Below are 25,588 nucleotides of genomic sequence, written 5' to 3'. Positions count from 1 at the left end.
AAGCTAAAAAACGCGTACCGCAATTAGCCTTATCTATTAGCGAATAAAATTACTAACGTGTGCTTTGACGATTAGCGCCCACTTTTGGCTTAGTGTTTGCCTTTTTAAATTGGCTAAAACCAGTATGTCGCGTTAGTGCCGGACGCCCACCTTTTTTACCACCTTTACCTGATTTTTCATCGCGCCCTTCTTCTGGCACTAAACAGTTAGGCCCTTTACCAATTAAATTAGCTTTACCCATTTTACGTAGAGCTTCACGTATCATTGGCCAACCAGCTGCATCGTGGTAGCGTAAAATAGCTTTATGTAATCTACGTTGGCGTGCGCCTTTAGGTACTGGAACAACTTCTGAGTTGTTTTTTATATTACGTAAAGAGTTCATCTCTGTATGGTAAATAGTCGTCGCATTAGCCATAGGTGATGGGTAAAAATTTTGTACCTGATCAAGCTTAAAGTCGTTTGATTTAAGCCATAAAGCCATGTTTACCATGTCTTCATCTTTTGTACCTGGGTGAGCAGATATAAAGTAAGGAATTAAATACTGCTTTTTACCGGCTTCTTTAGAGTACTTATCAAATAGTTCTTTAAATTGATCGTACGCTCCCATACCTGGTTTCATCATTTTTGATAATGGACCATCCTCTGTATGCTCTGGCGCTATTTTTAAGTAACCGCCTACATGGTGCGTTACTAATTCTTTAACGTAACGCGGGTCGCGTACAGCTAAATCGTAACGTACACCTGAAGCAATCAATACCTTTTTAATACCCTTAACTTCACGTGCTTTTTTATACAAATCTATTGTTGGCGTATGATCTGTATCCATGTGTTTACAAATATCTGGATATACACATGATAAGCGTCTACAGGTACTCTCGGCCTTTTTGCTCGTACAGCGCAGCTTATACATATTCGCCGTTGGGCCACCTAAATCAGAAATAACACCAGTAAAGCCGGGAACTTTATCTCTAATTTGTTCAATTTCTTCAATAATAGATTCTTGTGAACGACTTTGAATAATGCGCCCTTCATGCTCTGTAATTGAGCAAAACGAACAACCACCAAAACAGCCACGCATAATATTAACAGACGTTTTAATCATATCGTAAGCAGGGATTTTAGCATCACCATAACTTGGGTGAGGAATACGCTGATACGGCAAACCAAATACAGCATCCATTTCATGTGTTTCTAATGGATATGCTGGCGGGTTTACCCAAATAGAGCGATCGCCATGTCGTTGGTAAAGCGCCCTTGCACAACCAGGGTTTGTTTCTTGGTGTAAAATGCGCGAGGCATGGGCGTATAGAGGTTTGTTAACACTTACTTGCTCATAAGCAGGTAACTTAACATAGGTTTTTTCCCACGGCTTAGGACGTGCAGGCTGGACCATGATTGGTTTTGCCGCTTCTGCTTTTAAATCAATACCCGCTTGTTTAAATTCAGATTTACTACAGCCAACATCATCCGCGCCATATGGGTTTGGAATAGGGTCTATTTTACCAATTTTATCAATAGCGGTAGAATCACTGCCACGCCAACCAGGTAGAGGCTCTTTTCGAATAACAGCCGTGCCGCGAATATCCTGAATCGTATCCATCGTTTCACCCGCCGCAATACGGTGTGCAACTTCAACTAGCGGGCGCTCTGCGTTACCGTAAATTAAAATATCGGCTTTTGCATCAAACAAAATACTACGACGTACTTTTTCCTGCCAATAGTCGTAATGAGCAATACGGCGAAGGCTGGCTTCAATACCGCCAATAACAATTGGGATACCTTTGTATGCTTCACGGCATTTTTGCGAGTAAATCATCACGGCGCGATCTGGGCGCTTACCGCCAACGTTATTAGGCGTGTAAGCATCATCGTGGCGCATGCGTTTTTCCGCTGTATAGCGGTTGATCATCGAATCCATGTTGCCGGCTGTTACACCAAAAAATAAATTCGGTCTGCCGAGCTCCATAAATGCATCTTTAGAGTCCCATGCAGGTTGGGCAATAATCCCCACTCTAAAGCCTTGCGCTTCAAGTACACGGCCAATTACAGCCATACCAAAACTAGGATGGTCAACATACGCATCGCCACTAATTATTATTATGTCGCAGCTATCCCAGCCAAGTGCATCCATTTCTTCACGTGTAGTTGGTAAAAATGGCGCGGTGCCATAACATTCAGCCCAGTATTTCGGGTATGAAAATAAGGCGCGCTTAGCTTTGAGTGTGCTCATAATTGTGGCCGTAGAATAACAAAAGGCGCGAATTATACCCTACTAAATTCTTTATATATACAAAGTAGTCAAAGCATATCGCGCTTTAAATTCTAAATCGTTCATTAGCTTAAATAATAAGTTAATCTTTTTTAGCGTTTATTTATAAATTCTATCAATTCATGCTCAGGCATTGGTTTAGCATACATAAAACCTTGTACCTCATCACAGCCTAAGTTTTTTAAGAACTGAGCTTGTTCTTGTGTTTCAACGCCTTCAGCAATCGTTTTTAAACCCAACTTAGCACCAAGAGAAATAACTAAGGCGGCAATAGCGCCAGTGTCATCATTTGGCAGATCCTTAATAAATGCACGATCTATTTTCAATCTATCCAAGGGTAAACTTTGTATATAACTAAGCGATGAAAAGCCAGTCCCAAAGTCATCAATAGCAACTTCCATCCCTAGCTCTTGAAGCTCTCTAAGTGTATTAATAACAGTTTCGAGTTCATCCATTACTACGCTTTCTGTGACTTCTAATTCTATGTTTTTTGGCTTAACGCCATATTTTAATAATGTATTTTTAACGTTTTGAGCATAGCCTTTTACTTTAAACTGCGGAACAGACACATTAACCGCAATACAAATTTCGGTACCCATATTTTCTAGGCGCTTTTGTTGTTGGCAAGCTTGCTCTAAAACCCACTGCCCTATATCAACAATCAAGCCCGCATCTTCTGCAAGTGGAACAAATACCGCTGGCGATATATACGACCCATTACCGGTGGGCCACCTAAGTAATGCCTCACACCCAATTAAAGACAAGTCATCTAATGAAAGTTGAGGTTGATACCATACCTCTAACTTGTTTCGAGCAAAATCATGGCGTAATTGTCTAATAATTCCTATGCGCCAAGCCATTTTATCTTGCATGTCGATATTGTAATAAACGCCTTCTTTATGCTTTGCTTTTTTAGCTTGGTCAAGTGCAATATAAGCAACTTTAAGTGTATCAATCCCGCTACTTTGAAAGTCTTGCTGTTGGCATAAACCCAATCTAAAATCGATAGGCAATGTATGCTCTTCTGCGCAAAATGGAACACCTAACTGCTCATTCAATTTTTTTAAGTCGAGTTCATCACGGCGAATAATAAAACCAAAAACATCAGCACCAATACGAGATAGTAACTTAGCTGTTGGGTAGTTTTCTTTTAACCTTTGCACAATGCCAATTAATACTTTATTGCCGACCTCTTGCCCTAAGCCATTATTAATATCTGCAAAATTAACTATATCAAGTAGTACAAATACATAATCATTCACGTGCGGCTTTTGATAACGCTCTACCCGTTCAATAAAATTGGTACGATTTGAAATACCTGTAAGCACATCTTTATAAGCTGCATCTCTTAACTTTACAAACAGCCTTATATTATCCAGGGCCACACTCACATTTGTTAAGAAGATTTCAGCAAACTGCAATTGTGCTTGCAAAGGAACATGGTCACATTCTATATATAAAGCCGCTTTTCTATGCTTACTTTTTAATACAAATGTTGCACTTGAGTCTGTATGTTGATGCTTTGATAAATCAAAACACAACTCAACTTGTTTAAATACTTTGCTATCAACATTAATTAATTTTTCACCAAAGTAGTCTTCGTAATGCCCACAACCACCTAATACTTGAATAAAGTCATCGCCGTCTAATTTGCTGCACACAAGCCCTCGAGGTGAACACTTTAAAATAATACTCATGTGCTTGATGATTTCTTTGCATAGTTGCTTAATATCAGTAAGCCCTAAAATAGACTTTGATGCAGAAACAATCGTGTTCATTGCATCACTTTGATATTCAAGCTGGCATACCTGCTCGTAAGAGCGAATAGCGGTTATGAGCGATGTTACTAATTTAGAGCGAGTGAGTTCTGTTTTAGTTTTATAATCATTTATATCGTATTCACGTATTACTTTTTCTTCTGGTATATTACCAGCTTGCCCTGTTCTTAAAATAATTCTCACATGTTGATTATTTAATTCGTCACGCACCCTTTTTACAACCTGCAAGCCAGCATCGTCAGTTTCCATAATAACGTCTAAAAAAATAACTGAAATATCGTTATTTTCAGCTAAAATCTCTATTGCTTCAGCTCCCGAATAGGCATCATGAAATCGCAAGCCTGCCCCCAAAAACTCAACCCCAGACAAAGCTAACTTTGTCACAGAGTGGATCTCAGGTTCGTCATCAACAATTAAAATATCCCAAAACTTAGTCGGCTCAATTACTGCATCATCTTCATAGTCTTGTTCAAAAAATAAAAAATCGTTTTGATCTGACGACATTCGCTCTCCTAGGTAGCAATTTATAAATTATTTTTGGTTTATAATCTAATTCATACTATAGTCGATTAATAAAAAGTTGTTGTATTTCAACTCAAAAAACTAATAAAAGGTGTGCTTATTAAACCATTAAAAATATTGATCAAAGGCGTACTGTTATTGCTATTGGTATTAGTACTGGTAGGGCTGATACTTCCCCAAAGTTATAATGTAAATAAAACAATAGAAATCAATGCAAATATTGACGCAGTAAAACCGCTAATTACTGACTTTAATCAATGGCAAAAATGGTCTCCATGGGAAAAAGTAGACCCCAGTATACGTTTTACCTTGGGCGAACCAAGCTCTGGCCTAGGTGCTCATCAGTCTTGGAAAGGAAAATGGGGGTATGGTGAAATGATCATAACTTCGGTGAATCAAAATAAGGTCAGCTTTAATATACTTTTAAATGCTGAGCATATTATTAGGGGGACTTTTAATTTTAGTGAGCAAAACGGTATCGTCACTTTAATATGTAAGATTAACGGACAAACAACCGCCCCTTTAATATCGGGTTACACCGCAATTTTGAGCGAATATGTGCTCCGTAATACAGTTTCAATGGGGTTAAATAACCTTAAAACTGTTGCTCAGCTTAGTCATTCACAAAGGACAATGCACAGTCATGCCAGTCAAGACAGCACAAGCGAGAATTAACCTTGCTAACATTATCGAATCCTTACTTGGTTACCCTATAACAAAAATAGGCAGTAACGGAGTACTGCCTACCCCCGAACAAAATTACGATATTAAAGGCCAAGTTAAGCCGCTTTATCATATCAACAGTGAAAACTCTGTTTTAGCTCGTGCCCAAAAGCGCCAAGATTTATTACTAATAAAACAACAACAAAATATAGAGTCAATTTTAGCAATGGCTATGGGGTTTTGCCCCGATGTAGCAAGTACTAAACAACCCGATGCTGACTGGGTAGAGCATTTTATCGCACTGTGCGAGGATACTTCAAATGCGTCAATGCAAACTTTATGGGCCAAAATTTTAACGGGAGAAACACTCAACCCTGGTACGTTTTCAATTAAAAGTCTGCAAACATTAAAGCATATGACACAGCGAGAAGCTGACTCTTTACAAAAATGTGTGTCGCTCTCAGGCTATAACGAAAAAGACGACAGCCACTTTATATTACTCGGCTTTTACAAAAAACCGTCATTGTTTGATTTGCTACGAAAAGGCAATAAAGTATCTTTAAATTTAGGAAAAACGGGTATTAGCTTTCCTGATATTTTAACGCTCATGGATCTTAATTTACTGTATAGAAAAGAAATTGAATCTGCAGTGCTTAAAGCGGGGCAAGAACTTACCCTTTCATTTTTATCGCAAAAAGTAACGTTAAAAGCAAAAAGCAGTGATTTGGTATTAAGCTATTATAAATTCACGCAAACAGGTGATGAGTTATCTAAACTCATTAATTTTCCTGTAAATAAAATTTATAAGCAGTTAATTAATAATGCGCTGGAGGGAGAGTTTGATTTAGCGTGGCACGCAATAAAATAATATGCCACGCTTTGTTTAATTAGAAAATACTAATTAAAAGTGAACCTGAATACCCGCAAATGGGCCTGATGCATCAATATCAGTAGTAATATCATCTACATCATCAAGTTCTAATACCATAGAGCGGTAACCTGCTTTAACAGCAACATCTACTGCTAGGTTATCAATAAGTTCCCACGCTACGCCTACTTGGTAATCTTGTACTTTGCTATCGTCAATAGCCAAAAAGCTACCTTCAAAAAATACACTTAAACCAGTAAATGGTAAGCCTGCTTCGGCACGGCCATATGCAAGAGGAACAAAACCAGAGAAGTCTTTTGTTTCGGTAAAGTTAGTACCACCATTTTGAGTAGTACCATTTACAACAATATCACCATCAAACTGCTTAGCATTTAAACCTAAGTCAATTGAGATTAAATCGTTATCAAAAATCTCATAATAAAAAATGTAATCGATGTGTGTTAAATCACTTACAGTATTTACCGTAGAGCCTACAACATAATCAGAGCCATTAAAGCTAAATGTATCTGTAAGTAGCGCAGAACCATTTAACTCAAGCTCGGTATACTTTAATTTAATATTTGGAACTAATGGTACAGGGTGCTCAAGTGCCGCGTAGTAACTTACAAAAGTCTCATCTTCAAAATTAAAATCTTGAGATGCATTATTTTTATAAGAAAATTGACCATCGTTATCTGACTTCCACCCATCAACACCTACGTATAAACCTAGTAGAGTGTCAGCTTGCGCTGCTGGTGCTAAACATGCCATTGAAAGGGCTGCTGCTAAACAATACTTTTTCATTTTTTATCCTTGAGCTAGTAGTTCGCTGAGTTCGATTAAAGCCGCATTGGCTCTAGAAATATAATTTGCCATAACTAAAGAATGGTTTGCCACATAGCCAAAACCATTGCCGTTTAAAATAAGTGGGCTCCATACTGTTTCTTGAGTCGCCTCAAGTTCACGTATGATTTGTTGTAAGCTTACACGTGCATTTTTCTTTTCAAGTACGTCATTAAAGTCATACTCTATCGCTTGTAAAAAATGCAGTAACGCCCAAGTAGCACCGCGCGACTCGTAAAACACATCGTCAATTTCTAACCACGGTGTTCTTACTTGCTGCTGCAGTGGCGCAAGAGTTGCTTGTTTATTAGATGAATTACCCGCTAAATCGGTGTTCACTTTTTCTTGGCCTACACTGGCACTTAAACGTTGGCTTAAGCTACCTAAACGTTTCTCAGCTTCTTTAAGCCAACTACGTAAGTTATCTGCTCGTGCGTAAAATTGGCTATCGCGCTCATGCTCATTAGCAATTTGTCCACGATATACCATTAAGTAGTCAATACCTTTTTGGTACTCACCTTCGGCACTTGGCCATGCCCATGCCTCAGAGCTTATATTAAACTGCGGCTGCGCCTTTTTAAGGGCTTCATGTTCCGTTGATTGTGATTGAGAACGGCTAAAATCTTTTCGCATAGAAAGCGATAAATCACGTACCATTTCTAGTGCGCCATATTCCCACGCTGGCATATCATCCATAATAATACTTGGTGGTATTACATCATTTGATAAGTAGCCACCCGGTTTATCTAGTAAGGTATTGGCTACCGTAATTAATGTAGAAGTAGTTACATAACCCGTTACTATTTTTTCATTACGAAGCTGCGCTTGCTCTTTCGCGTTTGCAACAACGTCAAAACGTGAAGGTTCTGTGCTCCAATAAACAGCAATTGCGTAAAAAATGATAAGCAGTAAAACAATTATTCCTGCTATTTTTCCTTTATGTTGCGACATGTGTACTCCTAATGATGAGCGTGTTGAGTAGATGGTTTTGACTGCTTAGCTTGCGCCTCAAGCGACACGACTTGAGCATTAGTAAATAAGCGATTACCGTCACTAAAATATAGTGTGAGTTTACGTTCTTGTCCTACTTTTAATAGCTCTTGTGGTTCAAATGCCATTAAATGATAACCGCCAGGCTGAAAGCTGACACTTTCGTGCGCCTTAATTTCAACCGATTCAACTTGTTGCATTTTCATCATGCCGTCTACATGTGAATGCTCGTGTATTTCAACACGCCCTAAGCCATCAATAGTTGCCTTAGTTAAAGTTGCTGCGGCTCCACTGTGATTAATAAGGGTTAAATAACCTACAGTTGAAGTACTGCCAGGTAAAAACTCTCTAACTTGCGCGTTAGTTACTTCGAGCACAGCCACATCAGAACCATGATCGTATCCTGAGTGCGCCGCCAACGATGACGAAAAAAAACTAAATATTAATGCAGAAGCCATCGAAAAACATAGTTTCGTCATCATTATTATCCTTATGAAAACTTTAAATTACAGGCTAAATTTAACATAGTTAACCTATAATAGTCAGTCAAATTAAGGATTAAGAGGCTACTTTTTTGTTATCGGCAACAAGCCAACACAACACTGCAACAAATAGTAACGGCCATGCAATCATTATAGATCCGAATAAAAGCGCTAAAACAGTCCCTGCTAATGCCACTACACCGGCACCAACTAATCCCATAGTAATTAAAGCCACTACCGCAACTACAGCAATAATTGCGGCCAAAGCACCTACAAGCTCGAGCCCAGCCCAACTAATGTCAGCAATCCATAACGGCAACTGCCAAGAATCAATCTGCACAAACGTTATTAAATCAGTAAACAGTAATAAATAGATAATTACACATACTGCCAAAGCTTTCATAGTAATTCTCCTTATACCAACCGGCTTATACATGAGGTCTATTTAACGATAAGAAAATTGCGCTATAACTAGGCAAAAATTTTTATACTTAGCTGTTCTAAATTAAAATTTTTAACAACGTTATAGGGTGATTTAATTCGTTAAATTGTTCAAATATTTATGCCTGTTGGTATTAATACTCTTTATTTTCAAGACAGCAATGCGCTATAAAATAGCCAAGTGCAACTGCAAACGGAAAACTCAAAAACAATAAAATAGTAACTACGCGTGTTGCCCATACCGGAAAGTCCAATCTATGGGCTAAACCACTACAAACACCCGATATTTTTTTATTCAGAGTATCTTTATACCAACCTTGTTGACGATTAAAGCTGTTCATAGCAATCTCCTAAGCAGTGTGTTTTAAATTAGTATTTAAGTTCGCCTTTAAGCGAGCCAACTCAGCATCAACTTTTTCATTTTTAACTAACGACTCAATTTGGGCACTGGTAGAACTTGCTGTATCAGTCAGCTCATAAGCCTCTACTTGAGCTTCAATACCTTCAACACGCTGCTCTATTTGTTCAAAACGAGACAACGCATGAGCTACTTTATCGCTTTGTAGTTGCGTACTGATTCGCCCTCTAGCAATAGCAACATTATGGCGTTGCATTAACTGAGCTTGCTTAGTTTTAGCCATAGCCATTTTTTGCTGCAAGCGTTCACAATCAGACTTAATTTTTGCAATAGACTCTTGCAATGTTTCTAGTTGAGTTTGCTTATTTTCAATGCTTTCGTTAACGCGTTGCTTCTCAAGTAAAGCTGATTTAGCAAGGTCATCACTGCCCTTCTCAACCGCACGTTCTGCTTTTATTTGCCAAGCTGCTAATTCTGTTTTTTTAGTATCAATTTGGCGATTAATTACTTTCTCTTCACACAATAAAGCGGCTGCTGTACTACGACACTCATTCAATGCATCTTGCATCTCGCTAAGCATTAGGTTTAAAAGTTTTTCTGGATCTTCTGCTTTATCAAGCATGGCGACAATGTTTGATTGAATTACATCATTTACGCGGTTAAAGATTCCCATGGTATTCTCCTGTTGATTTTTAATTAATTTCAACAAGAAGATTCCAAGAGTTGTGCCAAGTCCATCAAAACAAAAATAAAACATTTAAAATCATAATGATAAACAATAATCACTCTAAATTTTAGTGACTTTAAGCTGAACAACATAGAGTGTAATTGGCCAATAAATTATGATTTTGACTAATTTTTAGGATCAAAAAAGCCACTCGAAAGCTGTCTCTTGATCACAAGTCTGACTCAAGAGATTTTGCTAAATCGTAGCCTTCCAGGATGGCTTGTAACTTAAGCCACCCTTGCCATAACACTTTCACAGATGCACGCCCTGTGCGCTTGGTATCTTTCCAGCCTCCTAACTTTGCCAGTTCCTGATACGCCCATGACATATTTGGAGCAGTTTCAGGCAATGGTGTTTTTATTCTCTTTAACCACAATAACTTCCATGCTTTGGGAGATAACAGTTGTTCACAACTTGGAGAATCAGGCTGCTCATTGGTGAACTTTAGTTGCAATATTCGCGTCGCAATAAAGCCATTAATCGTCACCAATCTTTCCATGTTATCTTGGCTTTGAAGGCGTAAACTTTCGATATCCGTGCCATCACTTTTCCAGACTTTATGGTATTCCTCTACAAGCCAACGGTGCTCATAGTAGGTGATGATAGCTAAGGCGTCTTCTTTGCTGGTGACTGGTTCACTGGTTAATAGGTGCCAGCTTAAGCCGTTCTCAGCGTTTCCTCTCTCTGCACTGCCGACATAGTAAACTGGGAGGGAGCGTCCTTTCTTATTGTAAGGCGCTTTGAGTGTCACTGGCGCATAGGTGATATCCAGTGTTGCGCTTCGGGCTTTTCTTCCTCCTTTTTGTGCAATGTGGATGTGTTTGGTGCCTGCACTCATCAGCTCGCTTGCAAACGCATAGAGCTTATCCTCACCTTCTTCAATATGACGACTTTGCATCGAGCGTACGACGAATCGTTGCTGCTCGGTCAGTTTATACTGCAAGTATTCGTAGATGTCCGCTTCGCGGTCACACACCGATATCACGTTCGCCATTTGTCCTTGCAGCCGCTCTGCCATCGCTCGTGACGCTGACTCCCACTTGTAACTTTCTTTTTCTTCGTAAGAAGTCGTCGCGTGTTTTTCTCTTTTTCCAATCGTGTTGATATCACGACTCCAGCGAGACTGTTCAATTAATCCCACAACTTGCTTTGTGTCTGGCGCAAACAGTAATACGCTATGAGCTAACAAGCCTCGTTGTTTTGCTCCTCGTCCGACATGACCCAAATCATCTCGAATGGAGGAATGTTTATAAATTAGTGTGGTCGTGTCTTCTAATGCGAGCAACAAGTTATGACTTTTTGCTTGTTCAACCGTGGCTTTAAAGCCTGACTCTGCTATAGCCGTTGCGTCAATATTCTCGTTGCGTATAAAGCGGTAGGCACCTTCCATATCGGCGGGGGATTGAGTGATGTTTACAAGTGGTTTTCCTGGTTCATTTGCAAGCGTTGATGCTAACTTTACCAGACGCGCTGTTCTTCTTGGATCACCTAAGTCCGATTTACCGAATTGTTGTTTTGCCCAATGAGTATGTTCGTTAATCATAATGTGCCCTCAAACAAGATTTGAAGATCTGATCATGACATTGAGATTTAGTTCAAAAAAATCCCCGCTAATTTCTTAGCAGGGATTTGTGTATAAGAGACAGCTCGAAAGTGGCTAAAATTTAGAATTTTTAAAGCTTAGTTTTATTCTGGTACAAAGCTTAATGCTTTATCCATTACCGATAAATCAGCTTGCTTACCGTGACCACTTTCAGAAAGGTGGCGTCTAAAACCTCGCGCACCAGGCTGCCCCTGAAAAATACCAAGCATGTGACGTGCAATATGCCAAAAATTAGCACCCAAACGCATTTCTTCTTCAATGTAGTCATACATTGAACGCACTACGTCGTGGCGTGACTGCGTGTTTGCAGCATCACCATAAATTTTCTCATCAACGTCATTGAGTATAAATGGGTTGCTGTAAGCCTCACGCCCAATCATTACACCATCAATATGTTGCAAATGTTCTAGGCTCTGCTCAATTGTTTTAACACCGCCATTTAGGCTTAAGTCTAGCTGCGGATAATCTTTTTTAAGTTGATAAACACGTGGATAATCAAGCGGTGGAACTTCACGATTTTCTTTCGGACTTAAACCATTAAGCCATGCTTTACGAGCATGAATAATAAAATCATCACACCCTACTTTATGAGACGCTTCAATAAGCGCACATAAAAACTCATACGAATCTTGCTCATCAATACCAATACGCGTTTTAACGGTAACAGGAATGCTTACTTCGTTTTTCATTGCTGCTACGCACTCAGCAACTAATTGAGGTTCAGCCATTAAACATGCGCCAAATCGGCCATTTTGAACTCTGTCTGACGGGCAACCTACATTTAAATTTATTTCGTCATAACCACGCTCACCTGCAAGTTTTGCACATTGCGCAAGCGCTTTAGGATCAGAGCCACCAAGTTGCAGCGCAACTGGGCCTTCGTGTTTATTAAAATGTAAGTAGTCGCCTCGACCAAATAAAATAGCCCCTGTGGTTATCATTTCAGTATAAAGCACAGTATGTTTAGTCATTTTGCGATGAAAAGTACGACAATGGCGATCAGTCCAATCAAGCATGGGGGCCACAGAAAAGCGTCTATCCAAAGTACATTTATTCAAAGCAAACCTCAGGGTATTAAAGTTATTAAGCACAGCTTAAAAGGCGCTGCATTTTACACAAAAGCCTAGCGAGCATCAATGTTAAGAGAAAACCTGCAAGCCAAAATAATGGGCTATACCATTTAAAATATTGGTAACCGCAACCGAGCTTAAAATAAGCCCCATAATTCTACTTATTATACTTGCACCACTATCACCAATTAATTTATGTACATGTGTTGCAAGCAGTAACAAAACCAGTACAACCGCTAATACAGCAAGCATCATCGAAGACGTTAGTAACTGCTCAACCCAGGTATATTCTTCATTACGAGTCATTAATACGGCGCCTAACATAGCGCCAGGGCTCGCGATAGAGGGAATCGCAAGCGGAAAAATAGCGGTTTCAGTGCTGTCCCGTACACTTTTAATTTCGGCTTCTGGTTTACTTTCACCAAATATCATTGAGAGCGCAAAAATAAGTAATATGATACCGCCGGCTATTTGAAAAGCCGAAAGCGGAATTTCAATTGCGTTAAGTAATTGCTCACCTGCAAGTACAAAAAATAAGAGCACTAATGCAGATACGCCTACCGCTTTATATATAACTTTACGTTTAAATTTCTCATCATCACCACGTGTGACTGCAATAAATACAGGTACAGTACCAATGGGGTCAATAACCGCAAAAAAGAAAATAAATATAGCTAATAGTTCGTGCATTACTGGGTTTCCTAGGTAAAAAGCGCTTAATAAAAACGCTGCAACTACAACACAGTATGTTAGTATATCACGGTAGCATAAGGATAAGAGTAATGATGAATATAGAATCACTCGTAAGTAAAGCAAAACAAGTTTGTGACAACCGTGGCGCGCGTTTTACGCCTATCCGCGAGAAAGTATTTCGCCTATTAGCCAGCGCACAAGGTGGTGTTGGTGCATACGATTTGCTTGAGCAATTAAAAATAACTGAAACGGGTGCTAAACCTGCAACTATTTATCGTGCATTAGACTTTTTAGCTGAGCTAGGTTTTATTCATAAAATTGAAAGCACAAATGCATTTATGCTGTGCCATCATTTTGATCATATACACCCAGTACAATTGTTAATTTGCGATACCTGTGGTTTTGTCAAAGAGTTACACTCGAGTGTAATTTCGCATGAGCTAAATAATTTAGCTGCCGAAGGTGGGTTTGTTGTATCAGGGCAGACAATAGAAGCACATGGTAAATGTGAATCTTGCAGAGCATCATAATCCTTCAAAGTTATCCTTAGTGACTATACTCAAACTATATAGTCATTTCACAGAACAAATTTAAGAGTAGCCACTATGAATGTAGAATTCATCAATCCCTTTTTATCTTCTTTAATTAATGTTTTGAGCACTATGGCTCAAACTCAATTAAAACCGGGTAAACCTCGCATTAAAACTGATGAGATAGCCTGTGGTGATGTATCAGGTTTGATTGGCATGGTTGGCCCGCAAACGCGAGGATCATTTTCAATAACATTTGATGAAGAACTAGCATTAACCATCATGGAGCGTATGCTTGGCGAACGCCCTGATGCTATAGATGAAGAAGTTACTGATATGGTTGGCGAAATAACCAACATGGTAACAGGTGGTGCTAAAAATTTACTTGGCGAGAAAGGCTTCGACTTTGATATGGCAACGCCTATTGTGGTATCGGGTAAGGGTCATACAATTACTCACAAAAGCCAAGGTAAAAAAATCATAATGCCATTTAGCTGTGATGCTGGTAATGCAAACATTGAAGTTAGTTTCGATAAATTATGAGTTGGCAGCAAAAGCAAATTACATTAAAGCCTCGCCCGCGAGGTTTTCATATAATCGATGACGAAATATTGTCTCAGCTTCCAGAACTGGCGAGTTACAAAATAGGCTTGTTGCACTTATTTATTCAGCATACCTCAGCGAGCCTTACAATAAACGAAAATGCAGACCCCACTGTTCGTATGGACATGGAGAGCCATTTCAATAAATTCGTTCCTGAGCGTCAGCCTTATTATCGCCACGATTATGAAGGTGACGACGACATGCCTGCACACATAAAAACCAGTACGTTAGGCTGCGAGTTAAGTATTCCTATTTCAAATGGTTATTTAGCGTTAGGTACATGGCAAGGTATTTATTTAGGTGAACATCGTGATTCTGGTGGCTCTAGACGAGTTATAGCAACTATTCAGGGGGAGCTTTTTTAACTCAAGCTTCTCGGTTTAAAATGTTAACCTCTGTTTTTCTTCAGCCATACCCTCATAGATTCAAAATACGCCACTCTATAGACGTAAATCTTAGGCGCGCGAAGTAATAATTTCTAACAACCAAAACTTTAATGCTGAATATTGTACATAGAATAAAGTAGATAAGAGAGATTTTAAATTATAATTTTATTTATGATTTTTAATACAGAGAATTTTGAAAGGATATAAAAATATTGGAGCGGTACACGAGGCTCGAACTCGTGACCTCGACCTTGGCAAGGTCGCGCTCTACCAACTGAGCTAGTACCGCATTTTACTTCTTTTAATCACTACAATTTCTTTTGGTTAGAAATTGGAGCGGTACACGAGGCTCGAACTCGTGACCTCGACCTTGGCAAGGTCGCGCTCTACCAACTGAGCTAGTACCGCATTATATTTTCATTCAACACTACAATTTCTTTTGGTTAGAAATTGGAGCGGTACACGAGGCTCGAACTCGTGACCTCGACCTTGGCAAGGTCGCGCTCTACCAACTGAGCTAGTACCGCATTTTTTATTTCTTCAGTTATTTTACGTTGGTGCGCGACGGGTCGCGTTCAACATTCTAGCAACTGAGCTAGTACCGCATTTTTTATTTCTTCAGTTATTTTACGCTTAAGCGCGACGGGTCGCGTTCAACATTCTAGCAACTGAGCTAGTACCATATTTATTGATGGTAATTCAATCACTCAAACACACTAACCCCGCGTGGGTTATCGTCTTGAGCGGGGCAGGATTCTACAATAATCCGATGTGTTTGCAAGTGTTTTTTACAAATTAAAGAAATTTTCTCTATAGACTTTTAATTCCATAATCGAATCTTTAATGTCATCCAAAGCAAGGTGCGAGCCTTTTTTATTCACTTTTGCAAGCACTTCGGGTTTCCAGCGACGTGCTAATTCTTTAATAGTACTCACGTCAAGATTGCGGTAATGAAAAAAATCTTCAAGTTCACGCATGTATTTATTCATAAAGCGGCGGTCTTGCCCAATTGAATTACCACACATTGGTGATACACCTGCAGGCACCCACTGTTTTAAAAAATCTAACGTTTGTGCCACGGCATACTCTTCATCGAATGTACTTGCTTTACAGCGCGCTGTTAAACCCGACTTACCATGCTGCGTAGTACACCACTCGTCCATACCATTTAGTAATTCATCACTTTGATGAATAGCTATGGTTGGCCCTTCAGCTAATATATTCAGGTCTGCGTCAGTGACAACCGTCGCAATTTCGAGTATTTTATCGGTCTCTGGTTCGAGTCCTGTCATTTCAAGATCGAGCCAAATTAAGTTTGATTTATTAATAGTCATAATTACCTAAGCGGTGCTTTCCTTTAGATCCAACGCATTTCGATATATCATATTAGCATCAACCGTCGAGCTAAAGCTTTTTTTAGGAAAAGCGACATTTAACTAAGGTTATAGGCCTCCAGTGGCAAAACAGAAAAAATTAAGTAAAGGCCAATCGCGTCAGATCAAGGCCAACCACCAAAAGCGCATTAATAGCGCAGACTCAAGACCAGCTAAAAAAGGCGCGCAAGAGTGGCAAACCGATAATTTAGGTCAGGTCGAGAGCGCAATTGTGATCAGTCGTTTTGGCCAACACGCCGATGTCGAAACTGAAAATGGCGATGTACTTCGTTGTAATATACGACGTACCGTGTCAAATTTAGTGTGTGGTGATGAGGTATTGTTTCGCCGTGCCAAAGTAAGTGAAGGTGATTTAGCCGGAGTAATTGAAGCCACGCAAGAGCGTCGCTCGCAACTTACCCGCCCTGACTTTTACGACGGCGTAAAAGTTATTGCGGCTAACATTGATCAAATACTCATGGTATCGGCGGTATTACCTGAGTTTACCCCAAGTATTATCGACCGCTATTTAATAGCCTGTGAAGATATGGGTATTGAGCCAATTTTAGTACTCAATAAAATAGATTTAATTGATGACGCAGGTCTTAGCGAAATACAAAAAGTTCTCGATATCTATCGTAAACTTAATTACCAAGTACTCCTTGTTAGTAATATATCGGGTAATGGTATTGATGAATTAAAAGAAGTACTTGTTGGTAAAAATAACATTTTTGTTGGTCAAAGTGGTGTGGGTAAATCAACCCTCGTTAATACTGTATTACCTAACGCTGAAATATTAACTAAAGAAGTATCTGAAAACAGCGGCCTAGGCCAGCACACAACAACTGTTTCACGCCTTCACCATTTACCAAGTGGCGGTAACCTAATCGACTCGCCAGGAATTCGCGAATTTGGTTTATGGCATTTAGATGTTGAGCGTGTAACCTGGTGCTTTAAAGAGTTTAGAGAATTTATAGGCGGATGCCGCTTTAGAGACTGTAAACATTTAAACGATCCGGGCTGTATAGTTAAAGAAGCTGTAGCAGATGGCAAAATTTCTCAATTGCGCTTTGACAGCTACCACCGAATTTTAGAAACAATGGCCGATGGCCGTGCAGGCGCCCGTGCGCCTCGCGTATAATTTAGGATAAATACTGTGAGTTTAGACAAATTTAAAATCGCAATGCAGTACGCAATGCCAAAACACTTTATTTCACGCGTAGTGGGTAAATTAGCCGCAGCTAAAGCAGGTGCTTTAACAACGACTTTAATTAAACTATTTATTAAGCAATATAAAGTAGATATGAGCGAAGCCCAATACCCAGATCCGGCTCATTATAAAAGCTTTAATGAATTTTTTACTCGCCCTTTAAAAGACGGCATGCGCCCAATGGTAGAAGATAGCAATATCATCATTCATCCAGTGGATGGCGCAATCAGCCAGCTAGGCGATATTGTTGGCGGACAGCTAATACAAGCTAAAGGTCACGATTACAGCTTACAAGCGCTACTAGGCGGCTCACAAGATGATACAACACCATTTTTAGGCGGTAAGTTTGCAACGATTTATTTAGCACCTAAAGATTACCACCGTATTCATATGCCAATTGATGGCACACTAAGCAAAATGATTTACGTGCCAGGTGATTTATTTTCAGTAAACCCACTTACAGCGCAAAACGTGCCTAACTTGTTTGCGCGTAACGAACGAGTAGTAGCAATTTTTGAAACTGAGATTGGTCCGCTTGCAATGGTACTTGTTGGCGCAACAATTGTAGCCAGCATAGAAACTATTTGGGCCGGTACTGTCACGCCACCAGCTGGTGGCGATGTATTTAGTTGGAAATATCCAACCACTGGCGATAACGCTATCACGCTTAAAAAGGGTGAAGAGATGGGTCGCTTTAAATTAGGCTCTACTGTGGTACTAGCATGGGGTGCTGATAAAGCTGAAATATTGGAAGATCAACTACCTGAAGTGGTTACTCGCTTAGGTACTGCGTTTGCAAAAATTAACGACTAAAATCAATCGTTAATTTGAAATTAAAAAACCGCGTTTATTTAAACGCGGTTTTTTATTTTTGTAGGCGCAAAGCCTGCTTACGCGAAAAGCGCAGCGCGCTCTGAGCCTCTTTGTGAATAAATTACTTAAAATCTTATTGCACAAAGAGAAGCAAAAGAGGAGTAAATGAGAAGACATAAAACATAGTAATTATTTATTTTTACTTCTCTAAAGCGCAGCGCCCTCTTAACCTCTTTGTGAATAAATCACTTAAAACCTTATTGCACAAAGAGAAGTAAAAGAGGAGTAAATGAGAAGACATAAAACATAGTAATTATTTATTTTTACTTCTCTAAAGCGAAGCGCCCTCTCAACCTCTTTGTGAATAAATCACTTAAAACCTTATTGCACAAAGAGAAGTAAAAGAGGAGTAAATGAGAAGACATAAAACATAGTAATTATTTATTTTTACTTCTCTAAAGCGAAGCGCCCTCTTAACCTCTTTGTGAATAAATCACTTAAGATCTTATTGCACAAATAGAAGTAAATGAGAAGACACCAAAGCATAGAAATTACGAGCTTTGCTCGTCACGCCAGCAAGCTGTGCGTCAACAAGCTTGGTGCAAAAGTTTGATATATTGTAGGCGTGAAGCTTGCTCACGCGAAAAGCGCAGCTTTTAATTCTTTAACGCTACATTTAATAAAAGGCACAAGCCCCTCAAAAACTTATTTACCACACTCTTTACACTCTGAATCTTTAATCACTTTAAAGTGCTGTTGTTTTAAAGTGAGCGCATCAAAGGTTATAAACACACCTCCCTCTGCATGCCCCAGCAATAAGTTGAGCGTAAGTTGCGCCTGGATAGAGCCTATTACACCAAGTAACGGGCTAATAACCCCAGCGTTACTGCAATTGATAACCGGTGTAGCTTCGCCCTGTGGAAAAACACAGCCATAACATGGGCTATCACTTTGCCTAAAATCAAAGCCCATTAATTGCCCTTTGGTTGCGAGTGCAGCACCCGAAATTAACGGTGTTTTATTGCTAATACAATAACGGTTTACACTATAGCGAGTACTAAAATTATCAGAGCAATCAAGTACGATGTCAGCACCTTTGAGCATGTTAGCTGCATTACTCTCATCTAGCTTTTGACAATGCGTTACTATGTTTATTTGATTATTAAGACTCGCTAATACTTTACCCGCTGCGGCGACCTTGCTTTGTCCTAAGTGATTTATTTTATAAAGCACTTGGCGCTGTAAGTTTGAAAGCTCAACCTCATCATCGTCAATTAAAATAAGCGTTCCAATACCTGCAGCGGCTAAATATAAAAGCGCTGGGCTACCTAGACCACCAGCCCCCACTACTGCAACCGTTGAGGATTTAAGTGCTAATTGCCCTTCAAGCCCAACTTCTCTAAGCAATAAATGGCGGCTGTAACGCAGGGTTTCTTTATCGCTTAGCTCACTCACGTTTATCAGCCTTATTAGTATTACCCTTGTTAGTTTTAATTGGCACTGCTTATGGCCACTTGCAGAGCGCTTATAGCCTCTACGTAATTATCAGCTTCGGTAATCGCACGCACTACGGCAACACTGCCCACGCCTGTTTTAGCTACCTGCTCAGCACGGCTTAAATCAATGCCGCCTATTGCTACTGTTGGGTAGCTTTGCATAAGAGGTACAAATTTAATGAGCTTTTCAAGACCTTGTATTTGGCCTGTCATATCTTTTGTTGTGGTTGGGTAAATAGCACCAAATGCCATATAACTAGGGCGATAATTATGCGCACGCAGCATTTCATAAAAACCATGAGTAGAAAGCCCAAGCCTTAACCCAGCATCTTTAATTTCCGCTAAATTAGCAATGTCTAAATCCTCTTGCCCTAAATGCACGCCATATGCACCGTGCTTAATAGCTAACTGCCAGTAGTCGTTTATAAATACCTGTGCGTTGTATTTCTTGCCCAGCTCAACAGCTTGCTTAATGAGCCCATCAAGCTCATCTTGCGTTTTATTTTTAACGCGTAACTGCGCTGTTTTAATGCCTTGTTGTAAGCATTTTTCTAACCAATCTGTGCTATCTACAACCGCATATAAGCCAAGCGACTTACTTTCACAAGGTGCAAAATCAGCAGCCATATTAAAATCAAGCGGCACATCAAAATCAAGCTCATCACCCAGCCAGCTCCCCGGCTCAATCACTTGTGGGTAGTCAGCTAAATTAGTGGGGAACGATGTATGAGCAACCGGTCCAATCCCTTCGCCATAGCGTACCGACTGTTTTAGCCCTTGGTTTATATATGCTTTAGCTAAAATAAAGGCATCTTTTAATGGGTAGTCTTTAGCTAAACACGCAGCAATGACCGAAGCCATGCTACATCCGGTGCCGTGGTTATGCGGTGTTTGTATTTTTTGATTACCTAACCAATATTCTTCGCCATTTTGTGTATTACTATCAATACAATAATCAATGCAGTAGCCACTTGGGTAATCCCAATGCCCGCCTTTAATAACAACGGCTTTTGCACCCCAGCTTAATAGCTTATTAGCCGCTTCTTTTATTGCAGCTGGGCCAATTAAATACACACCGGTTAATAACTGTGTTTCGTGGGTGTTTGGGGTTATTACATCCACCAGCGGCAGTAAACATTCTTTTATTGCACTTACCGTGTCCTCTTCTGTTAGTAAGTCACCGCTTGAGGCAATAGCGACAGGGTCATATACAATAACGGGAGGCACAGGCCACTTAGCTTTATAATGACTTATATGTTCGCTGATCAGCTGAATTTGCTGCACATTGGCTAACATGCCAATTTTTATAACTTTGGCTTTAATGTCTTTTTCAAGCGCTAGTAACTGCGATTCAATAATATCGGTAGACACCGCATTAATAGCTTCTACGCCTAAACTATTTTGTGCAGTAAGCGCCGTAATTGCCGTGCAGCCATGTACACCAAAACTTTGCATTGCTTTTATATCAGCTTGAATGCCTGCACCGCCGCCCGAATCAGATCCGGCAATTGTCCACACTACGTTATTCATATTTTTTCCTTCACTGCTGATGCCAAAATGGCATACCCATTGTTGGGGTTGATGGGGCTGCAACGTCTTTTTCAGGCATTGCTTTTGCTTGATATGCAAAGCGCCCTGCTTCAACTGCGGCTTTAAATGCGCGGCTCATAGTAATTGGGCAGCCCGCCCCTGCAATGGCTGAATTTAATAATACCGCATCATACCCCATTTCGAGTGCTTGGCAGGCATGCGATGGCAAACCTAAACCTGCATCTACTATTAATGTGGTATCGGGTAAACGCTCTCGAATAGTTTTTAAATTATAGCTATTTAACAAGCCTTTACCGGTGCCTATTGGCGCCCCCCACGGCATAAGCACCTCACACCCTAGCTCATTTAAGCGCTGGCAAAGTACTAAGTCATCGGTGCAATAAGGCAATACTTTAAAGCCATCATTAATTAATATTTTTGTGGCTTCAAGTAACGCAAAAGGGTCAGGCTGTAAATTGTAATCATCGCCAATCAGCTCCAGCTTAATCCAGTCGGTGGCAAATACCTCTCGGCACATTTTTGCAAGCGTTATGGCTTCTTTAACACTGTGGCACCCGGCGGTATTAGGCAGTATTTTTAAGCCTGTATTTTTTATTAACTGCCAAAAGTCATCACCGGCTGCTGCACTTTGTTGGCGCCTAAGCGACACGGTAACAATTTCAGCACCAGAGGCGACTATCGATTGGGTCATAATATCAGGCGACGGATAAAGCGCAGAGCCTATTAATAAACGGCTATTTACTTGCTCACCATAAATAGTTAAACAGTCTTTAGTTTGCATAAGCTTTATCCGCCTTGAATGGGTGACAGCAACTCAACACTGTCGCCTTCATTAAGTACATAGTTACTGTGCTGACTTTGTGGAATAAATTCGCCATTAACAGCCACAGCAAAAGGCGCAACTGCACCAAAACTTTGAAGTACCTCAACGAGTGCTTTGCTATTAACATTAAGTAGCTCGCCATTAATTGTAATGTTCATTTTATTCTCACTCTATTCGTGAAACTACTTGCGCCACTAATGCCGGTGCCAGCATATAACCATGACGATATAAGCCGTTAATGCTAATTACATTACCAACTTGTGTTACTTCTGGTCGGTTATCGCTAAATGCAGGGCGTAATCCGGCTTGAATATTAAGTAGCCGTGCTTCGGCAAATCCGCTGTGTACGGTATAAGCCGCTGAAAGTAACTCAAGAGTTGATCGCACTGTTGCGGCGCCATTGTCTTGCGATTCTATTTCGGTCGCACCAATTACATATTCATGATTAGGTTTAGGCGCTATATAAATTGGGTAACGCGGATGCATTAAACGCACAGGTCGCGTTAAATTCACTTCAGGTGCATATAGTCTTGCGACTTCACCGCGCACACCTCTAAGCGGTTTATCGCTTTTAGCACCAAGCCCACGACAATCTATAATGTAGTCAAATGGTCGATTATTTATTTCACCGTTTTTAATGGTTACGCGCTGGTTAAACACACACTTAACTTTGCGCTTGTTGAGCATGGTAAAACTTGCTTTATAAAAGGCTTGGTTATCTATTTGCCCCTCACAGGGTAAAAATAGACCTTGGTTAAACCGATTAGCAAGCTCTGGCTCTAACTGCGCTATTTGCTGAGCATTCAATGCCTGAGCGCTGTGCCCTGCTATGGGCTTTATTCTCTGAGTAAAGCTTTGTAGATCGCCTTTATCTTGCTGATGCGCAACAACCAATGTGCCTTGCTGCTGAAAAAACACATCCCCCTCAAGTTCACTCACTATTTCTGGCCAGCGCTTCATTGAATCAAGCCCCATTAAAGCTAAATCAGCCTCGCATAACACCGATTCAGCCAGCGGTGCCAGCATGGCTGCTGCCACTTTACCGGCGCTATTTGGGGTTTGCTCATCGTCTGCTTCAAACACCGTTACATGATGCAACTTACTTAGCTCAAGGGCAGCTAAGCGCCCTGCTAAACCAAAACCCACCACAGCAATGTTATAAAACATAAAACCTCCAAAGCAGTTATTAGTAGGTGCGAATTCACTCGCACTTCTCCAATATTTAAAGAAGCGAGATATAAAACCTCACCTACATCTGCATCTAACTTCTTGCTATACCGCTTTGTGGTAAATTTCTGAGCCTGTTTGCTTAAACTGGGCAGATTTAGCTTTCATTTCGGCTTCTACATCAATCATTTTGATTTCAATAGCCTCGCCAGCGTCATTTGGATCAATACCGCGTGTTTCTAAATCTTTAGCGTAATCGCGCACTTCTTGGCTAATTTTCATTGAGCAGAATTTAGGACCACACATAGAGCAAAAGTGAGCCACTTTACCTGACTCTTGCGGCAGGGTTTCGTCGTGATATTCGCGAGCACGGTCTGGATCTAAACCTATATTAAATTGGTCATGCCATCTAAATTCAAAGCGTGCTTTTGATAGCGCGTTATCACGCTCTTGCGCACCTGGGTGACCTTTTGCTAAATCGGCGGCGTGCGCTGCAATTTTGTAGGTAATTAAGCCTTCTTTTACATCTTCTTTATTTGGCAGGCCTAAATGCTCTTTAGGTGTTACATAACAAAGCATTGCACAGCCGTACCATGCTATTTGGGCCGCCCCAATACCTGAGGTGATATGATCGTACCCTGGTGCAATATCGGTCGTTAACGGCCCTAAAGTATAAAAAGGCGCTTCGTCGCAATGCTTTAATTGCTCATCCATATTGGCTTTAATCATGTGCATTGGCACATGCCCTGGGCCTTCAATAAATACTTGTACGTCGTGCTTCCACGCAATTTTAGTCAGTTCACCTAGTGTGCGCAGTTCACTAAACTGCGCTTCATCGTTGGCATCAGCAATAGAACCTGGGCGAAGGCCATCACCGAGTGAAAAACACACATCGTATTGTTTTAAAATTTCGCAAATGTCTTCAAAGTGCGTGTATAAAAAGTTTTCTTTGTGATGCGCTAAACACCACTTAGCCATAATTGAGCCACCGCGCGACACAATACCGGTTACACGTTTAGCGGTCATTGGTACGTAACGAAGCAGTACACCGGCATGAATAGTAAAGTAATCAACACCCTGCTCGGCTTGTTCAATAAGCGTATCGCGGAAAATCTCCCACGTTAAATCCTCAGCCACACCGTTTACTTTTTCAAGCGCTTGATAAATCGGTACTGTGCCAATAGGTACAGGCGAGTTACGTACAACCCATTCGCGCGTTTCGTGAATGTAACGCCCCGTTGACAAGTCCATCACGGTGTCTGCGCCCCAGCGGGTAGACCACACCATTTTTTCTACTTCTTCTTCAATAGATGAGCTAACCGATGAATTACCAATATTGGCATTAACTTTTACTAAAAAGTTACGACCTACAATCATAGGCTCTGTTTCTGGATGGTTTATATTATTTGGTAAAATAGCGCGACCGCGGGCTATTTCGTCGCGTACAAACTCTGGGGTAATAAATTCAGAAATACTCGCACCAAACGACTCGCCTTTATGCTGCGCGGCAAGTAATTCTTTACGGATTTCTGCACGCCCCATATTTTCGCGAACAGCTACGTATTCCATTTCAGGGGTAATAATCCCTTGGCGTGCGTAGTGCATTTGCGTTACGTTTTTACCAGCGACACCACGGCGAATTTTTGGAAGGTGATCGAAGCGAATATGATCCAACCCTTCATCTGCCATGCGCTGCTGCGAAAACTGCGACGTCACTGATTCTAAAATTTCAGTGTCACCACGGTTTTCAATCCATTGTTCACGAAATTTTGGTAAGCCTTTACGCACGTCTAGTTCAAAATTAGGATCGGTATACGGGCCCGACGTATCATAAACACGTAGCGGATCGTTTGACTCATAAACAGGGTTTTCATCTGTGCCACCAATAAACGTATCACTTAATGTGATTTCACGCATACCAACGCGCACGCCAGGTTGAGTGCCTTCAACGTATACTTTATGAGAATTTGGGAACGGTTGACCCGTTAAGTTATAAATATATTCAGACGCGGCAGCACGAGTTTCTCGGCGTGACGCTTTATTTGTAGTATTTGACATGACTTGCCTCATTGCTTAAGGGTTGTCTTGTCAGATATTCCGAGGAATAGAGAAAGATCGTAAAGTAGCGTACATGCTACTTTGCAGCCTAAAATAAACAAAATCACTTTATTGTGCGCATAAAAAAAGACGCACAAGCGTCCCATTTTAGGCAGCTTGTTCCCTACGCAGGTATTAACCTGATCAGGTTCACGGATCCCGCTTTCGCGATCTCAGCCAAAAACTAATTACTTAGCTTTGGCACTCCGACAAGTATTGATATATAAATTCT

25 protein-coding genes, 3 tRNA genes and 1 riboswitch are annotated in these 25,588 nt (G+C 40.5%); of the genes, 7 read left to right on the top strand and 21 right to left on the bottom strand.

Translation table 11 applies throughout. From position 1 onward, the window contains the following. Positions 1-52: 52 nt before the first annotated feature. Both AC5NT5_RS02765 and AC5NT5_RS02760 read right to left on the bottom strand, forming a co-directional pair. Positions 53-2,230 (bottom strand): YgiQ family radical SAM protein, encoded by a 2,178-nt coding sequence (locus AC5NT5_RS02765; protein ID WP_154903848.1) that lies wholly within the window; start codon positions 2,228-2,230, stop codon positions 53-55. A 131-nt stretch (positions 2,231-2,361) separates the two neighbouring features. Further along, positions 2,362-4,551, bottom strand: a complete 2,190-nt coding sequence (locus AC5NT5_RS02760; protein ID WP_335676694.1) for a bifunctional diguanylate cyclase/phosphodiesterase — start codon at positions 4,549-4,551, stop codon at positions 2,362-2,364. A gap of 111 nt (positions 4,552-4,662) precedes the next feature. Between AC5NT5_RS02760 and AC5NT5_RS02755 the strand changes: the two genes are divergently transcribed. Both AC5NT5_RS02755 and AC5NT5_RS02750 read left to right on the top strand, forming a co-directional pair. Continuing rightward, entirely contained in the window at positions 4,663-5,244 is a 582-nt protein-coding gene (locus AC5NT5_RS02755) for an SRPBCC family protein (protein WP_182715711.1), read from the top strand. Further along, the gene (locus AC5NT5_RS02750) at positions 5,213-6,100 is read left to right on the top strand and encodes a TIGR03899 family protein (RefSeq protein WP_494513335.1); all 888 of its coding nucleotides are present in this window, start codon (positions 5,213-5,215) and stop codon (positions 6,098-6,100) included. The genes AC5NT5_RS02755 and AC5NT5_RS02750 overlap by 32 nt, the downstream gene beginning before the upstream one ends. Before the next feature lie 33 nt (positions 6,101-6,133). On the opposite strand, the gene AC5NT5_RS02745 is transcribed toward AC5NT5_RS02750, so the two are convergent. The 9 genes from AC5NT5_RS02745 to AC5NT5_RS02705 form a co-directional block, all read right to left on the bottom strand. Next, complete coding sequence (locus AC5NT5_RS02745; protein WP_002957929.1) at positions 6,134-6,904, bottom strand: TIGR04219 family outer membrane beta-barrel protein; 771 nt, start codon at positions 6,902-6,904, stop codon at positions 6,134-6,136. A 3-nt stretch (positions 6,905-6,907) separates the two neighbouring features. Further along, a complete protein-coding gene (locus tag AC5NT5_RS02740) occupies positions 6,908-7,894 on the bottom strand; it encodes a DUF2333 family protein (RefSeq protein WP_024603343.1) in 987 nt (328 codons plus the stop codon). Positions 7,895-7,902: 8 nt separating this feature from the next. After that, positions 7,903-8,412, bottom strand: coding sequence for a copper chaperone PCu(A)C (locus tag AC5NT5_RS02735; RefSeq protein ID WP_494513495.1), 510 nt, complete (start codon positions 8,410-8,412; stop codon positions 7,903-7,905). 79 nt (positions 8,413-8,491) lie between these two features. Beyond that, the gene (locus AC5NT5_RS02730; RefSeq protein WP_002957925.1) at positions 8,492-8,818 is read right to left on the bottom strand and encodes a hypothetical protein; all 327 of its coding nucleotides are present in this window, start codon (positions 8,816-8,818) and stop codon (positions 8,492-8,494) included. A gap of 172 nt (positions 8,819-8,990) precedes the next feature. Beyond that, positions 8,991-9,197, bottom strand: a complete 207-nt coding sequence (locus AC5NT5_RS02725) for a PspC domain-containing protein (RefSeq protein ID WP_002957924.1) — start codon at positions 9,195-9,197, stop codon at positions 8,991-8,993. A gap of 9 nt (positions 9,198-9,206) precedes the next feature. Then, positions 9,207-9,887, bottom strand: coding sequence for a PspA/IM30 family protein (locus tag AC5NT5_RS02720; protein ID WP_494513334.1), 681 nt, complete (start codon positions 9,885-9,887; stop codon positions 9,207-9,209). 223 nt (positions 9,888-10,110) lie between these two features. Then, the gene (locus AC5NT5_RS02715) at positions 10,111-11,484 is read right to left on the bottom strand and encodes an IS4 family transposase (RefSeq protein ID WP_182716915.1); all 1,374 of its coding nucleotides are present in this window, start codon (positions 11,482-11,484) and stop codon (positions 10,111-10,113) included. Between the two features lie 143 nt (positions 11,485-11,627). Then, the gene (gene dusA, locus AC5NT5_RS02710; protein WP_494513494.1) at positions 11,628-12,560 is read right to left on the bottom strand and encodes a tRNA dihydrouridine(20/20a) synthase DusA; all 933 of its coding nucleotides are present in this window, start codon (positions 12,558-12,560) and stop codon (positions 11,628-11,630) included. Positions 12,561-12,683: 123 nt separating this feature from the next. After that, positions 12,684-13,304 carry a MarC family protein gene (locus AC5NT5_RS02705; protein ID WP_002957920.1) on the bottom strand — a complete coding sequence of 207 codons (621 nt, stop codon included), beginning with the start codon at positions 13,302-13,304 and terminating at the stop codon, positions 12,684-12,686. Between the two features lie 95 nt (positions 13,305-13,399). Between AC5NT5_RS02705 and AC5NT5_RS02700 the strand changes: the two genes are divergently transcribed. The 3 genes from AC5NT5_RS02700 (at position 13,400) to AC5NT5_RS02690 (ending at position 14,805) form a co-directional block, all read left to right on the top strand. After that, on the top strand, positions 13,400-13,837 hold the full coding sequence (locus AC5NT5_RS02700) for a transcriptional repressor (protein WP_002957918.1): 438 nt from the start codon (positions 13,400-13,402) through the stop codon (positions 13,835-13,837). 75 nt (positions 13,838-13,912) lie between these two features. Continuing rightward, the gene (locus tag AC5NT5_RS02695) at positions 13,913-14,380 is read left to right on the top strand and encodes a chemotaxis protein CheX (RefSeq protein WP_024595807.1); all 468 of its coding nucleotides are present in this window, start codon (positions 13,913-13,915) and stop codon (positions 14,378-14,380) included. Beyond that, positions 14,377-14,805, top strand: coding sequence for a secondary thiamine-phosphate synthase enzyme YjbQ (locus tag AC5NT5_RS02690; RefSeq protein ID WP_024589772.1), 429 nt, complete (start codon positions 14,377-14,379; stop codon positions 14,803-14,805). The genes AC5NT5_RS02695 and AC5NT5_RS02690 overlap by 4 nt, the downstream gene beginning before the upstream one ends. 234 nt (positions 14,806-15,039) lie before the next feature. On the opposite strand, the gene AC5NT5_RS02685 is transcribed toward AC5NT5_RS02690, so the two are convergent. The 4 genes from AC5NT5_RS02685 to orn form a co-directional block, all read right to left on the bottom strand. Further along, positions 15,040-15,115, bottom strand: a tRNA-Gly gene (locus AC5NT5_RS02685). A 43-nt stretch (positions 15,116-15,158) separates the two neighbouring features. Beyond that, a tRNA-Gly gene (locus AC5NT5_RS02680) sits at positions 15,159-15,234 on the bottom strand. A gap of 43 nt (positions 15,235-15,277) precedes the next feature. Continuing rightward, positions 15,278-15,353 (bottom strand) — tRNA-Gly (locus tag AC5NT5_RS02675). A 261-nt stretch (positions 15,354-15,614) separates the two neighbouring features. Continuing rightward, entirely contained in the window at positions 15,615-16,160 is a 546-nt protein-coding gene (gene orn / locus AC5NT5_RS02670) for an oligoribonuclease (RefSeq protein ID WP_004336052.1), read from the bottom strand. Positions 16,161-16,281: 121 nt separating this feature from the next. Between orn and rsgA the strand changes: the two genes are divergently transcribed. Together rsgA and asd are read left to right on the top strand one after the other, a co-directional pair. Next, positions 16,282-17,340 (top strand): small ribosomal subunit biogenesis GTPase RsgA, encoded by a 1,059-nt coding sequence (rsgA, locus tag AC5NT5_RS02665; RefSeq protein ID WP_494513333.1) that lies wholly within the window; start codon positions 16,282-16,284, stop codon positions 17,338-17,340. A gap of 15 nt (positions 17,341-17,355) precedes the next feature. Then, positions 17,356-18,222: an archaetidylserine decarboxylase gene (gene asd, locus AC5NT5_RS02660; RefSeq protein WP_494513332.1), complete on the top strand. Its 867-nt coding sequence runs from the start codon at positions 17,356-17,358 to the stop codon at positions 18,220-18,222. Between the two features lie 705 nt (positions 18,223-18,927). On the opposite strand, the gene AC5NT5_RS02655 is transcribed toward asd, so the two are convergent. The 6 genes from AC5NT5_RS02655 to thiC all read right to left on the bottom strand — a co-directional run bounded on the left by AC5NT5_RS02655 (position 18,928) and on the right by thiC (position 25,317). Continuing rightward, on the bottom strand, positions 18,928-19,677 hold the full coding sequence (locus AC5NT5_RS02655) for a HesA/MoeB/ThiF family protein (protein WP_494513331.1): 750 nt from the start codon (positions 19,675-19,677) through the stop codon (positions 18,928-18,930). Between the two features lie 35 nt (positions 19,678-19,712). Then, a complete protein-coding gene (gene thiE / locus AC5NT5_RS02650; protein ID WP_494513330.1) occupies positions 19,713-21,248 on the bottom strand; it encodes a thiamine phosphate synthase in 1,536 nt (511 codons plus the stop codon). A 10-nt stretch (positions 21,249-21,258) separates the two neighbouring features. Beyond that, positions 21,259-22,050, bottom strand: a complete 792-nt coding sequence (locus tag AC5NT5_RS02645; protein ID WP_138488527.1) for a thiazole synthase — start codon at positions 22,048-22,050, stop codon at positions 21,259-21,261. A 5-nt stretch (positions 22,051-22,055) separates the two neighbouring features. Beyond that, a complete protein-coding gene (gene thiS / locus AC5NT5_RS02640; RefSeq protein ID WP_290193181.1) occupies positions 22,056-22,250 on the bottom strand; it encodes a sulfur carrier protein ThiS in 195 nt (64 codons plus the stop codon). A 7-nt stretch (positions 22,251-22,257) separates the two neighbouring features. Further along, positions 22,258-23,259: an FAD-dependent oxidoreductase gene (locus tag AC5NT5_RS02635; RefSeq protein WP_494513329.1), complete on the bottom strand. Its 1,002-nt coding sequence runs from the start codon at positions 23,257-23,259 to the stop codon at positions 22,258-22,260. A gap of 105 nt (positions 23,260-23,364) precedes the next feature. Beyond that, positions 23,365-25,317: a phosphomethylpyrimidine synthase ThiC gene (gene thiC, locus AC5NT5_RS02630; protein ID WP_494513328.1), complete on the bottom strand. Its 1,953-nt coding sequence runs from the start codon at positions 25,315-25,317 to the stop codon at positions 23,365-23,367. Positions 25,318-25,460: 143 nt separating this feature from the next. Then, positions 25,461-25,575, bottom strand: a riboswitch (TPP riboswitch). Positions 25,576-25,588 lie beyond the last annotated feature (13 nt).

It is taken from the genome of Pseudoalteromonas sp. J2K-J599 (assembly GCF_059295115.2).
Note: the sequence above shows the minus strand (reverse complement) of the source record. Positions and strands in the feature narration are given on the sequence as shown.